The sequence below is a fragment of the Streptomyces sp. NPDC127129 genome (assembly GCF_042671585.1).
GTDB lineage: Bacteria > Actinomycetota > Actinomycetes > Streptomycetales > Streptomycetaceae > Streptomyces.
In genome coordinates this window covers 102,814-115,173 of sequence record NZ_JBHXTV010000021.1, presented here as the reverse complement: position 1 = coordinate 115,173, position 12,360 = coordinate 102,814, and the positions used below count along the sequence as shown (strand labels likewise).

Below are 12,360 nucleotides of genomic sequence, written 5' to 3'. Positions count from 1 at the left end.
CCGAAGAAGCCCGTGACCGCCCGCCCGGCGGCCACGGGCTTCTTCGTGTGCGTCTCGTACTTGTGGATCAGCCACACCGCCTTTATAGTCAACATGACTCTTAAGGAGGCGGGCGTGAGCCTCGCACACGTTCTCGAACCCCTGCAACGACCTCTCTTCACCTTTCTCGACACTCCGGTCAGCTGGACCGAGGTCCTGGGTTTCGGCAGCGGTGCGCTCTGCGTCTGGCTGGTCGCCCGCCAGCACCTCGCCAACTGGCCCGTCGGCATCGCGAACAACCTCTTCTTCGTCCTGCTCTTCACGCAGGCGGGGCTCTACGCCGACGCCGGCCTCCAGATCGTCTTCATCACCCTCGCTGTGTACGGCTGGTGGACCTGGACCCACGGGGGTGGCCCAGGCTCCGACGCCCTCCCGGTGCGCCGCACCACGCGCACCGAGTGGACATGGCTGCTCACGGCGGGGGTGGTGGGGACCCTCGCGCTCACGCTGCTGCTCGACCGCGCCACCGACTCGACGGTCCCCTTCTGGGACGCGTCGACGACCGCGCTCTCCCTCATGGCGACCTACGGTCAGTGCCGGAAGCGGCTGGAGTCCTGGTGGCTCTGGATCGCCGCCGACCTCGTGTACATCCCCCTGTACGCGTACAAGGAGCTGTACCTCACCTCCCTGCTGTACGTCGGCTTCCTGACGCTCTGCGTCCTCGGCCTGCGCAACTGGAACCGCGACCTCACCGCACGGCACGCGCTCCCCGTGGAGGCGACGGCATGAAGACGTACGGACACGGCCTGGTCCTCGGCAAGTTCTACCCGCCGCACGCCGGCCACCACCACCTCGTCCGCACCGCCCGCGACCGCTGCGAGCGCCTCACCGTGCTCGTCTGCGCCTCCTCCGTGGAGAGCCTGACCCTGGAGGACCGCGTCGCTTGGATGCGGGAGATCCACCCCGACGTCCTGGTCGTGGGCGCCGTCGACGACATCCCCGTCGACCTCCTCGATCCCGACGTGTGGGCGGCCCACATGGCCGTCTTCCGGGCCGCGGTGCCCGAACCTGTCGACGCCGTCTTCACCTCGGAGTCGTACGGAGAGGAGCTCGCCCGCCGCTTCGGCGCCGAGTCGGTCTGCGTCGACCCGGACCGGACGCTCTTCCCCGTCTCCGGCACCGCCGTCCGCAAGGACCCCGTCGGCTGCTGGGACCTCCTCGCACCGCCTGTGCGCGCCGCGCTCACCCGGCGCGTGGTCGTGCTCGGCGCCGAGTCCACCGGCACCACCACCATGGCCCGCGCCCTGACCGACCACTACCGGTCCAGGGGCGGGGTCTGGGCCGGCACCCGCTGCGTACCGGAGTACGGACGCGAGTTCAGCGAGGTCAAGCTGGCCGAACTCCGGGCCCTGCGCCCCGGAGCCACCTGGGAGGACGTCACCTTCCACTCCGAGGACTTCCCGCTCATCGCCCTGCGCCAGGCCGAGCTGGAGGAGGAGGCTGCGCGCACCGGCTCGCCCGTGCTCTTCTGCGACACCGACGCCTTCGCCACCACCATCTGGCACGAGCGGTACATGGGCACCACCAGCCCCGCGGTCGGCGAGATCGCCGCGCACGGACGGCAGCACCTGTGGCTGCTGACCGACCACGAGGGCGTGGCGTTCGAGGACGACGGGCTGCGGGACGGAGAACATCTGCGGCCCTGGATGACGGCCCGCTTCCACACCCAGCTCTCCCGCACCGGCCGGCGCACGGCCGTGCTCACCGGGCCGCACGAGGAGCGGCTCGCGGCGGCGATCACGGCCGTGGACGCCCTGCTCGCCGAGGGCTGGAACCTCGCCGATCCCCTGCCGGAGCGCCGATGACACCGCCCCGGGCCCCCGAGGGGTACGACCCGCACGCCTTCGAGCCGTTCGCCGTCGCCGCCGACCTCGCCGTCTTCACCCTCCGCGAGGAACGGCTCCACGTGCTGCTCGTCGAACGCGGGCACCGGCCGTTCGCCGGGGCATGGGCGCTCCCCGGCGGCTTCGTCCTGCCCCGCGAGTCCGCCGAGGTCGCGGCGCGCCGCGAACTGGCCGAGGAGACCGGTCTCTCCGAGGACACCGTCGCGGGACTGCACCTCGAACAACTGCGGACGTACAGCGAACCGGACCGCGACCCGCGGATGCGGGTCGTCTCGGTCGCCTTCGCCGCGCTCGTCCCGGACGCCCCCGAACCGCGCGGCGGCGGCGACGCGGCCCGGGCCCTCTGGATGCCGTACGGGACGCAACGCGCCTACGGCCCCCTCGCCTTCGACCACGACCGGATCCTCGCCGACGCCCACGACCGGGTCGGCGCCAAGCTCGAGTACACCTGCCTCGCCACCGCCTTCTGCCCGCCGGAGTTCACGATCGGCGAGCTGCGGCAGGTGTACGAGACGGTCTGGGGCGTCGAACTCGACCGCCCCAACTTCCGGCGCAAGGTCCTCGCCACGCCCGGCTTCGTCCAGGCCGTGGAGGGACCACCGCGCCTCACCGGCGGACGGGGGAAACCGGCCGCTCTCTACCGGGCGGGGGAGGCCACGGCCCTCCACCCGCCGCTGCTGCGACCGGAAGGACGATCCACATGACGATGCACGCGACGAAGCAGGCCGCCACGGGCTCCCTGATCGGGCTCGCGCTCGGTGACGCGCTGGGCTTCCCCACGGAGTTCGACGACGTCCCGTCGATCCTGGCGAAGTTCGGCCCCTGGCGGGAGATGGAGCTGCCGGTGAGGGGCGGCACGGCGTACGTCACCGACGACACCCAGATGACCCTCGCCCTCGCCCGGGGCATCCGGGCGTGCCAGCAGCGCGGGGTGGTGGGCGCCGAGCGCTTCGCCGCGCTCGTCCGCACGGAGTTCATCGCCTGGTACCACTCCCCGGAGAACAACCGGGCACCGGGGAACACGTGTCTGCAGGCCTGTGAGCTCCTCGACAGCGACCGCGTCTGGCAGGACGCCAGCCAGATCCACTCCAAGGGCTGCGGCGCCAACATGCGCGTCGCGCCGCTCGGCCTCGTACCCGGACTGAGCGAGGAGCAGCGTTCGGGTGCCGCGCAGCTCCAGGCGGCGCTCACCCACGGCCACCCCACCGCCCTCGCCGCCTCCGACCTGACGGCCCGCGCCGTGTACCTGCTGACCCAGGGCGTCGACCCGACCGGACTCGTCGGCCACCTGCGCTCGTACGCCTACGAGAACCGGTCCGTCTACCGCGAGAGCTGGCTCGGCGACCTGTGGACCCGCTCCCAGGACCCCTCCGCCCGGCACTTCATCGAGCGCGGCTGGGACGAGTGCCTGGCCGTCCTGGAGAGGCTGGACGCCGTGCAGCGCACCGCGGACCCGGAGCTCGACCCCTGCACGTACACGGGCGACGGCTGGATCGCCGAAGAGGCCCTCGCCACCGGCCTCCTCTGCTTCCTGCTCTTCCCCGAGGACCCCGTCACGGCCCTCCGCCGCGCCGCCTGCACGCGCGGCGACTCGGACTCGATCGCCTCCCTGGCGGGGGCCTTCGCGGGCGCCCACCTCGGCGCCGGCGCCTGGCCGAAGGAGTGGGAGGAGCAGATCGAGTACCGCAGCGAACTCCTGCCGCTGGGCGCCCTCTGGGACGTATGACCACCCTGGCAAGCTGACGCCATGACCGTCACCCTGGTACCCGAAGTCGACCTCTCCGCCGTCGTCGCCGAGCAGCCCGATCCCTTGGTCTTCGCCACCGTCTCGGGCGCCCATCTCTACGGGTTCCCGTCCCGGGACTCCGACGTGGACCTGCGCGGCGCGCACAGGCTGCCGGTGGAGAGCCTGATCGGGCTCCGCGAGCCCGAGGAGACGCGCAGCCGTATGTGGGACCGGGACGGCGTGGAGATGGACCTGGTCACGCACGACGTGCGGAAGTTCGTCCGGCTGATGCTGCGGCGCAACGGCTACGTGCTGGAGCAGCTGCTCTCCCCGCTCGTCGTGCACACCTCCGACGCCCACGCCGAGCTGATCTCCCTGGCGCCGCGCGTGCTCACCGGCCACCACGCGCACCACTACCGGGGGTTCGCCGGGACACAGTGGCGCCTGTTCGAGAAGACGGAGGAACTGAAGCCGCTGCTCTACACCGTCCGGGCTCTGCTCACCGGCATCCACCTGATGCGCTCCGGCGAGATCCAGGCCCATCTCCCCACGCTCCTCGGGGAGGTCGCCGAGGCACCCGCGTACGTGGCGGAGCTGATCGAGGCGAAGGCGGCGGCCGAGCACGGACCGGCGCAGGTCGACCTGGCGCGCGTACGGGACGACGTGGAGGCGCTGCACGGCGTCCTGGACGCCGCGCAGACCGCGACGGCGCTCGGCGCGGAGGCCACGGGGGCGCTCGACGCGCTGCACGACTTCGTCGTGCGGCTTCGGCTAGAGGGAGCGTAGAGCCGAGGCGTGGCGCGCGCGGATCAGGAAGTCCTCCACGCGCGCGTGGTCCGGGGCGGCCGGGAGGGGGGAGCGGGTGGCCGCCGCGTCGGCCTCCTCGGTGAGGCGGGTCATCCAGGACTCGACCTCCGTCCACGGGACCTCCCCGCGCTTCACCGCCAGCAGGCGGTCGCGGTCGGTGCCGACATGGATGGTCAGCTCGCCGGTGCGCAGCAGATCGCGGCAGCTCATCAGCAGCCGCAGCAGATGCATCGCGTGCTTCCAGCGCGGGTGACCGTACTGGCGGACGTCCGTGTCGAGCTTCCTGCGCTGCCCGCCGGCGTACCGGACGAAGGTCTGGTGCGCCTGGCGGGAGAGGAACGCCTCGCGCAGCGCGACCAGTTCGCGGCCGGTCTCGTCGATGTGCTCGACCACGGGGGAGTGCAGACACTCCAGGACGTTCGGATTCGCGCGCAGCGCCAGCTCGCAGAAGCGTTCCAGCTCCCAGTTGAACTGCTCCTCCGCGGGACCCTCCACGTGCGCCGGCGGCTTGTCGAAGCGCCAGAAGAGCGGGGTCGGGGCGAGGAAGACGCCCCGGCGGTCGGTGTCGCTGTCCTCGGTCTCCAGACCGAAGGCGCGCGACCCCATGACGCAGGAGTAGATCGTGTGGTCGCGCACCAGGTCTGCCGCAGTCATGCGGGCCAGGCTACGCGAGGGTGATGGAGTCTCCCGACACGGTGATCTCCTCGGCCGGGAGCGGGCGTGTGGCCGGTCCGTTGACCACCGAGCCGTCCGTGATGCGGAACTTGGAACCGTGGCACGCGCAGTCGATCGTGCCGTTCTCGACCTTGGCGACGATGCAGCCCTGGTGCGTGCAGATCGCCGAGAACGCCTTGAAGTCGTCCGCGGTCGGCTGGGTGACGACGACCTTCTCCTCCTTGAAGATCGTGCCGCCGCCGACCGGGATGTCGGACGTCTGCGCGAGCGCGTTCCCGGCCGGCGACGAGGCCGGAGACCCGGTGGGCTCCTCCGGCGGCGTCGTGGTCGGCGCGGGGGTGGTGTCCGTGCCCGGGGCCGTCGGACTGGCGGTCGTACCGCTGTCCGTGTCGCCGTCGGAGCCGCAGCCGGTGGCCAGGGCGGCGACGGAGCCCGCACCGGCCATCAGCACGGTACGGCGGGGCGTGGTGTCAGGAGTCATGCCGTACAGCTTGGTCGTGCGCCCGGGCCGGGGTCCACAACACGCCGAGGGCGTGTTGCGTCCTAGGGTCTGTCGTTTGGATCAGGCCGGATCAGTGAGCGGGGTCTGGTGCCGTGGATCGCAAGGCGGAGGAGGGAGGCATGGCGGAGCCATGCCGACCGACGACAACGCGGCGAGGCGCGGCACCAGGGCACGCGAGCCCGGCAAGATCCAAACGAGAGGCCCTAGACCCAGGGGGTCAGCTCCCTGGCTCGGCCGTCGGAGTCGCGGCGCACCTCGTGGACCGCCGTGACGGCCGCCCGCTCGACGGGGCCGTAGACGTGCGGGAAGAGGGCGTCCTCCGAGCCTTCCCAGCGGACCTCGGCGCTCAGCAGGGACTCGTCGATGACCAGGACGAGGAGCGGACCGTGCGCGTCCCGGTAGTGGGCGTCCGCGATCGTCAGGGCCGCCGTCTCGTCCGGCGAGCAGTGGACGAAGCCCTCGGAGGCCAGCGAGGGCGGGGCGTAGGGGCGATCGGGATCGGCGGACCATTCGTCCAGCGGTACGACGTGCAGCAGCATGCCGACAGTTGTATCGCGCCCGTCCGCACCTCCGACTACGCCGAGTGGCACAGCTGTCCGGTCTGGGTGACATTGGCCGTGTTTCGCGCCGGACGAAAGGGCAGGACGACGACAGGAAACGATCTCGGCAGCCTCCCGGGCGGCCGCGGCCCGGGCGGTGGTGCACCGGGCAGCGGCCGGAACCGCGGCTTCCTCGTCTCGGAGGGCGGTCGCCGCGACGGCGTGTCCGCCGGGCTGACTAGGCTGATCGGAGCACTCTCGCAGGGTTACGCAGGTCAGGTAAGGAGCACGACGTGGCGGTACGAGCGGTCCGAGGCGCCGTCCAGCTGGAACGGGACGAGGCCGGACACATGAGTGAGCAGGTCGAGGAGCTGCTCACCGCCGTCCTGGAGCGCAACGGGCTCACCGCCGACGACCTGATCAGCATCTGGTTCACGGCCACGCCCGATCTGCACAGCGACTTCCCGGCCGCGGCCGCCCGCCGCATCGGCATCGTCGACGTGCCGCTGATCTGCGCGCAGGAGCTGGACATCGAGGGCGCCATGCCGCGGGTCGTACGCCTCCTCGCCCACGTCGAGTCGGAGCTGCCCAAGTCCGCGATCGCGCACGTGTACCTCGGTGCCGCGGCCGCCCTGCGCAAGGACATCGCCCAGTGAGAACCGCGCTCGTCATCGGAACCGGCCTGATCGGCACCTCGGCCGCGCTCGCGCTCGCGGGGCGCGGCATCGCCGTCCACCTCCGCGACCACGACCCGGCCCGCGCGCGAACGGCGGCGGCGCTCGGCGCCGGCACGGACGAGGCGCCGGAGGGGCCCGTCGACCTCGCGATCGTCGCCGTACCCCCGGCGCACGTCGCCGCCACCCTGGCAGCCGCCATGCGGGAGCGGGCCGCACGCGGCTACCTGGACGTGGCGAGCGTCAAGGGCGGCCCGAAGCGGGAGCTGGAGGAGCTGGGGCTCGACCTCACCGCCTACATCGGGACGCACCCGATGTCCGGCAAGGAGCGCTCCGGCCCGCTGGCGGGGAGCGCCGACCTCTTCGAGGGACGGCCCTGGGTCCTCACCCCGACCCGCGACACCGACACCGAGGTCCTCAACCTGGCCCTGGAGCTGGTCGCGCTCTGCCGCGCCGTCCCGGTCGTCATGGACGCGGACGCCCACGACCGCGCGGTCGCGCTCGTCTCGCACACCCCGCAGCTCGTCTCCTCGATGGTCGCCGCCCGCCTGGAGGAGGCGGACGAGACGGCGGTACGGCTCTGTGGGCAGGGCATCCGGGACGTCACGCGGATCGCCGCCTCCGACCCGCGCATGTGGGTCGACATCCTGTCCGCGAACCCCGGCCCGGTCGCCGACGTCCTCTCCGGGGTGGCGGCGGACCTGGACGAGACGGTCCGGGCACTGCGCTCGCTCCAGTCCACGGACGAGGAGAAGCGCCGCGAGGGCACGAGCGGCGTCGAGGACGTCCTGCGCCGCGGCAACGCCGGGCGCGCACGGGTCCCCGGCAAGCACGGCGCGGCGCCGGCGCAGTACGAGACGGTCGCCGTCCTCATCAGCGACCAGCCCGGCGAGCTGGCCCGCATCTTCGCGGACGCGGGCCGGGCGGGCGTCAACATCGAGGACGTCCGCATCGAGCACGCGACGGGCCAGCAGGCGGGTCACGTCCAGCTCATGGTCGAGCCCGCGGCGGCCCCCACGCTCGGCGCCGCCCTGAGGGAACGGGGCTGGGCGCTCAGGCAGGGGTGACGGACGGCCGGGGCGGCCTCTTGTCCGGGGCCGTCCGCGACCGCTCGGCCGAACGGGTTCCCGGGACTCGGTAACCTTGTGGGGGCCGCGCATGTCCGCGAGGCCGCACCCGCTCATCCCAGGAAGGTGTTCCCCACCGTGGAAACCGTGATCGTCGCCATCGACGGGCCCTCCGGCACGGGCAAGTCGAGCACCTCGAAGGCGGTTGCCGCCAAGCTGGGGCTGAGCTACCTGGACACCGGTGCGCAGTACCGGGCGATCACCTGGTGGATGATCAGCAACGGCGTCGACACCGGTGACGCCGAGGCCGTCGCCAACGCCGCCGCCAAGCCGTTCATCGTCTCCGGCACCGACCCGGCCCGGCCGACGATCACCGTCGACGGTGCCGACGCCGCCGGGCCGATCCGTACCGAAGAGGTCACCTCCAAGGTCAGCGCCGTCAGCGCCGTCCCCGAGGTCCGGGCGCGGATCACCGAACTGCAGCGGTCGATCGCCAAGGAGGCCAAGGGCGGCATCGTCGTCGAGGGCCGCGACATCGGCACCACGGTCCTCCCCGACGCCGACCTCAAGATCTTCCTCACCGCCTCTCCCGAGGCCCGCGCCGCCCGCCGCTCCGGCGAGCTCAAGGGCGTCGACGTGGCCGCCACCCAGCAGGCCCTGATCAAGCGGGACGCGGCCGACTCCAGCCGTAAGACCTCCCCGCTCGCCAAGGCCGGCGACGCGGTCGAGGTCGACACCACCGAGCTGACGCTCGACCAGGTCATCGAGTGCGTCGTGACGCTGGTGGAGGAGAAGAGGGCGGCCGCGCAGTGACACAGCCCTCCCTGAGGGGCGCCGCGGTCGGGCGGGGTATCGGCATCGGGCTGATGTACGGCCTGTGGAGACCGCGCGTCCTCGGCGCCTGGCGCGTACCGGCCGCCGGACCCGTCATCTTCGCCGTCAACCACGCGCACAACATCGACGGCCCCATGCTCATGGGCACGGCCCCCCGGCCGGTGCACTTCCTGATCAAGAAGGAAGCGTTCGTCGGGCCGCTCGGACCCTTCCTGGAGGGCATCGGGCAGCTCAAGGTCGACCGGTCCACGGCCGACCGCGGCGCGATAGGCAACGCGCTGAGCGTCCTCGAGCAGGGTGGCGTCCTCGGGATCTTCCCCGAGGGCACCCGTGGCGAGGGCGACTTCGCCTCCCTGCGCGCCGGCCTCGCCTACTTCGCCGTCCGCAGCGGGGCGCCCATCGTTCCGGTGGCCGTCCTGGGAAGTTCCGAGCGCCGCGGACGGTTGGTCAAGGCACTGCCCCCGCTGCGCAGCCGTGTCGACGTCGTCTTCGGTGACGCGTTCGAGGCCGGGGACGGCAGCGGACGGCGGACCCGCAAGGCGTTGGACGACGCCACCGTACGTATTCAGGAGCGGCTGACCGGCCACCTGAAGGACGCCAGGCGCCTCACCGGGCGCTGAGCGAGACTCTGAGTAGTGGGCCCCGGGGCTCGGGGACCCACCGACCACGAATGATCAAGGAACGGACTTCATGAACGACCAGCACGACCACGGGGCACTTGGCGACGCCGAGTACGCGGAGTTCATGGAGCTCGCCGCGGGAGAGGGCTTCGACGTCGAGGAGGTCGAAGGCGCGATCGAGGAGGCCGGGCACGGCCCGCTCCCCGTCCTCGCCGTCGTCGGCCGCCCCAATGTCGGCAAGTCGACCCTGGTGAACCGGATCATCGGCCGCCGCGAGGCCGTCGTCGAGGACAAGCCCGGCGTCACCCGCGACCGCGTGACCTACGAGGCCGAGTGGGCGGGCCGCCGCTTCAAGGTCGTCGACACCGGCGGCTGGGAGCAGGACGTCCTCGGCATCGACGCCTCCGTCGCCGCCCAGGCCGAGTACGCCATCGAGGCCGCGGACGCCTGTGTCTTCGTCGTGGACGCCACCGTGGGCGCCACCGACACCGACGAGGCCGTCGTCAAGCTGCTGCGCCGCGCCGGCAAGCCCGTCGTCCTCTGCGCCAACAAGGTCGACGGCCCCTCCGGCGAGGCCGACGCCACCGCCCTGTGGTCCCTGGGCCTCGGCGAGCCCTACCCGGTCTCCTCGCTGCACGGCCGCGGTACGGGCGACATGCTGGACGCCGTCCTGGAGGCCCTGCCCGAGGCCCCCGCGCAGACCTTCGGCAACGCGATCGGCGGCCCCCGCCGGATCGCCCTCATCGGCCGCCCGAACGTCGGCAAGTCCTCGCTCCTGAACAAGGTCGCCAACGAGGACCGCGTCGTCGTCAACGAGCTCGCCGGCACCACCCGCGACCCGGTCGACGAGCTGATCGAGCTCGGTGGCAAGACCTGGAAGTTCGTGGACACCGCCGGTATCCGCAAGAAGGTCCACCTCCAGGAGGGCGCCGACTACTACGCCTCCCTGCGGACCGCCGCCGCGGTCGAGAAGGCCGAGGTCGCCGTCGTCCTGATCGACACCACGGACAACATCTCGGTCCAGGACCAGCGCATCATCACGATGGCGGTCGAGTCCGGCCGCGCGCTCGTCATCGCCTACAACAAGTGGGACGAGCTCGACGAGGAGCGGCGCTACTACCTGGAGCGCGAGATCGAGACCGAGATGCAGCAGGTCGCCTGGGCGCCCCGGGTCAACGTCTCCGCCAAGACGGGCCGCCACATGGACAAGCTCGTCCCGGCCATCGAGACCGCCCTCGCCGGCTGGGAGACCCGCGTCCCCACCGGCCGGCTGAACGCCTTCCTCGGCGAGCTGGTCGCCGCCCACCCGCACCCGATCCGCGGCGGCAAGCAGCCCCGCATCCTGTTCGGTACGCAGGCGGGCACCAAGCCGCCCCGGTTCGTGCTCTTCGCCTCCGGATTCCTGGAGGCGGGCTACCGCCGCTTCGTCGAGCGCCGCCTGCGGGAGGAGTTCGGCTTCGAGGGCACGCCGATCCACATCTCGGTGCGGGTCCGCGAGAAGCGCGGCCGCAAGAAGTAGCCATGGCGTGAGTGCCGTGGCACGAGTACGGCGGAGGGCCGGGGCGATGTGCCCCGGCCCTCCGCCGCACGTGCGCTCCTCCGGGAGACTCCCGGGATCCGCCGGCCCCTACAGGCCCCTGCGAGGGCCCGGCGGGAGGGCCGCCGGAAGCGCGGCCGGGACGTGGTGCTGCGCCGACCACGCCACCGGATGCGCGGCGGGCCGGTGTCCGTGGCTCCCGTAGAACCCCCCGCTCACCGGCGTCCCGAAGGCCCGGAAGCCGAGATCCTCCTCGCCGCTGCGGTCACCCGGCAGCGTGCGGAAGGACCGGCGGTACTCCGAGTACAGAGCGTCGTAGATCGGCGTGGCCGACTGGCCTGCCGTGACGTCCTGCGCCGGGCGCATGGACGGGATCTGACTCGGATAGGGCTGGCGGGGTGGGTCGTATGTGTGCACGTATGTGCCAACGACCCCGCCCTCCGTCGGATGCGGGCGGCTCTCCGAAAGAGACGGCCGCCGGGGCCTGGGCACGGTCGGACCCACGGGGACCCACGCCGGTCCTATGCCCGTCCGCCCGTGCTCCGTCACGTGCCGGCCAGCGGCATCGCGGCGGCGACCAGGCGCCCGTTCGCCGCGGCCTTCTCCAGGGCGTCCCGCAGCAGGTCCTCGCGCGGCTGCTGGCCGATCGATCCGACGGGGGCGGCGAAGACCAGGACGGTGTGCGACTTGTTGGCCGCCGCGCGCCACCCCTCGGTGACCTGGAGCGGCTGGTGCGCCTGCCACCAGGCGGCCTGGCCGGTGCCGCCCGTGCCCGGCTGGAGCACGGAGTGCAGCTGGCCCATGGCGACCAGCACGGACCAGCCGGGGAGGGTGCCCGGCTTCTGGTTCACGTCGGAGATCGGCTGGAAGCCCTGCTCGATCAGGAGCGGCAGGAACTCGTCGCTCAGCCCGTCGGTGCCCGGCCGGGCGACCGGCGCGGTCGGTTCGACGACCAGGGCCGGGTGCAGCTCGCCCTCGATCAGGACGAGCCCGCTGGTGACCCCCAGGACCGCCTGCTCGGGGTGGGCGGCGCTGAGCTCGTCAGCCGCGTCGGTGGCCGCGATGGAGCGGACGGCGCCCTGGAGCTGCTCCTCGGCGACCTTCACCACCTGGGACGGGATGCAGCTGGCGTGGGCGAACGCCAGGACGGCGGTCTCCTCGCCGACGAACAGCACCGTGCTCGTGCGCTCCTGCTCGGAGTCGCCCGGCGTGCGGCAGGAGGTGCAGTCGTAGCTGCCCGGGGCGTTGTCGCCGGCCAGCAGCCGGTCGGCTTCTTCGTCGCCGATCTCGGCGCGTACGTCCTCGCTGACGTCGAGCATGCGCGGCACGGGGGACTCCCTGGACTCGGTGCGTGCGACGCCGGGCGGTTCCCGGCTCGTCTCATGCCGAGTTCAACGGGGAAGGCTCGGCCGGGGTCACGCGTCCGGGTGCGGCAACTTGTGTGACTCCGACCGGGTGGGTGATGCGCGTCCTCCCGCGCGGCACGGGACCTGAGG

The 12,360-nt window shown here is 72.4% G+C and carries 15 protein-coding genes; 10 read left to right on the top strand and 5 right to left on the bottom strand.

What is annotated here, in order from left to right:
- The first annotated feature begins 114 nt into the window (after positions 1 to 114).
- From pnuC to ACFVGW_RS32210, 5 genes are read left to right on the top strand one after another with little or no spacing between them, the layout of a single operon-like run.
- Positions 115 to 768 (top strand): nicotinamide riboside transporter PnuC, encoded by a 654-nt coding sequence (gene pnuC, locus ACFVGW_RS32230; protein WP_385854429.1) that lies wholly within the window; start codon positions 115 to 117, stop codon positions 766 to 768.
- On the top strand, positions 765 to 1,844 hold the full coding sequence (locus tag ACFVGW_RS32225; RefSeq protein ID WP_385854428.1) for an AAA family ATPase: 1,080 nt from the start codon (positions 765 to 767) through the stop codon (positions 1,842 to 1,844). Before pnuC ends, ACFVGW_RS32225 begins: the two co-directional genes overlap by 4 nt.
- Positions 1,841 to 2,587 (top strand): NUDIX domain-containing protein, encoded by a 747-nt coding sequence (locus ACFVGW_RS32220; protein WP_385854427.1) that lies wholly within the window; start codon positions 1,841 to 1,843, stop codon positions 2,585 to 2,587. The genes ACFVGW_RS32225 and ACFVGW_RS32220 overlap by 4 nt, the downstream gene beginning before the upstream one ends.
- Positions 2,584 to 3,609: an ADP-ribosylglycohydrolase family protein gene (locus ACFVGW_RS32215; protein WP_385854426.1), complete on the top strand. Its 1,026-nt coding sequence runs from the start codon at positions 2,584 to 2,586 to the stop codon at positions 3,607 to 3,609. The genes ACFVGW_RS32220 and ACFVGW_RS32215 overlap by 4 nt, the downstream gene beginning before the upstream one ends.
- A 21-nt stretch (positions 3,610 to 3,630) precedes the next feature.
- On the top strand, positions 3,631 to 4,395 hold the full coding sequence (locus ACFVGW_RS32210) for a DNA polymerase beta superfamily protein (RefSeq protein WP_385854425.1): 765 nt from the start codon (positions 3,631 to 3,633) through the stop codon (positions 4,393 to 4,395).
- On the opposite strand, the gene ACFVGW_RS32205 is transcribed toward ACFVGW_RS32210, so the two are convergent.
- From ACFVGW_RS32205 to ACFVGW_RS32195, 3 genes are all read right to left on the bottom strand, one after another.
- Positions 4,381 to 5,070 (bottom strand): DNA polymerase beta superfamily protein, encoded by a 690-nt coding sequence (locus ACFVGW_RS32205; protein ID WP_385854424.1) that lies wholly within the window; start codon positions 5,068 to 5,070, stop codon positions 4,381 to 4,383. The two genes, ACFVGW_RS32210 and ACFVGW_RS32205, sit on opposite strands and share 15 nt — an antisense overlap.
- A gap of 10 nt (positions 5,071 to 5,080) precedes the next feature.
- A complete protein-coding gene (locus tag ACFVGW_RS32200; protein WP_385854423.1) occupies positions 5,081 to 5,572 on the bottom strand; it encodes a Rieske (2Fe-2S) protein in 492 nt (163 codons plus the stop codon).
- A 224-nt stretch (positions 5,573 to 5,796) separates the two neighbouring features.
- Complete coding sequence (locus ACFVGW_RS32195) at positions 5,797 to 6,132, bottom strand: DUF952 domain-containing protein (protein ID WP_385854422.1); 336 nt, start codon at positions 6,130 to 6,132, stop codon at positions 5,797 to 5,799.
- 293 nt (positions 6,133 to 6,425) lie between these two features.
- On the opposite strand from ACFVGW_RS32195, the gene aroH reads away from it, so the two are divergent.
- The 5 genes from aroH to der all read left to right on the top strand — a co-directional run bounded on the left by aroH (position 6,426) and on the right by der (position 10,846).
- Positions 6,426 to 6,788: a chorismate mutase gene (gene aroH, locus ACFVGW_RS32190; protein ID WP_383179229.1), complete on the top strand. Its 363-nt coding sequence runs from the start codon at positions 6,426 to 6,428 to the stop codon at positions 6,786 to 6,788.
- Positions 6,785 to 7,873, top strand: coding sequence for a prephenate dehydrogenase (locus tag ACFVGW_RS32185; protein ID WP_383226326.1), 1,089 nt, complete (start codon positions 6,785 to 6,787; stop codon positions 7,871 to 7,873). Before aroH ends, ACFVGW_RS32185 begins: the two co-directional genes overlap by 4 nt.
- A gap of 126 nt (positions 7,874 to 7,999) precedes the next feature.
- Positions 8,000 to 8,686, top strand: coding sequence for a (d)CMP kinase (gene cmk, locus ACFVGW_RS32180; RefSeq protein ID WP_352191647.1), 687 nt, complete (start codon positions 8,000 to 8,002; stop codon positions 8,684 to 8,686).
- 53 nt (positions 8,687 to 8,739) lie between these two features.
- Positions 8,740 to 9,327, top strand: coding sequence for a lysophospholipid acyltransferase family protein (locus tag ACFVGW_RS32175; protein ID WP_383226383.1), 588 nt, complete (start codon positions 8,740 to 8,742; stop codon positions 9,325 to 9,327).
- A gap of 70 nt (positions 9,328 to 9,397) precedes the next feature.
- The gene (gene der / locus ACFVGW_RS32170) at positions 9,398 to 10,846 is read left to right on the top strand and encodes a ribosome biogenesis GTPase Der (protein WP_383226324.1); all 1,449 of its coding nucleotides are present in this window, start codon (positions 9,398 to 9,400) and stop codon (positions 10,844 to 10,846) included.
- A gap of 108 nt (positions 10,847 to 10,954) precedes the next feature.
- On the opposite strand, the gene ACFVGW_RS32165 is transcribed toward der, so the two are convergent.
- Together ACFVGW_RS32165 and ACFVGW_RS32160 are read right to left on the bottom strand one after the other, a co-directional pair.
- Positions 10,955 to 11,230, bottom strand: a complete 276-nt coding sequence (locus tag ACFVGW_RS32165) for a hypothetical protein (protein WP_385854421.1) — start codon at positions 11,228 to 11,230, stop codon at positions 10,955 to 10,957.
- Positions 11,231 to 11,409: 179 nt separating this feature from the next.
- Positions 11,410 to 12,192: a hypothetical protein gene (locus tag ACFVGW_RS32160; protein ID WP_383226320.1), complete on the bottom strand. Its 783-nt coding sequence runs from the start codon at positions 12,190 to 12,192 to the stop codon at positions 11,410 to 11,412.
- Positions 12,193 to 12,360 lie beyond the last annotated feature (168 nt).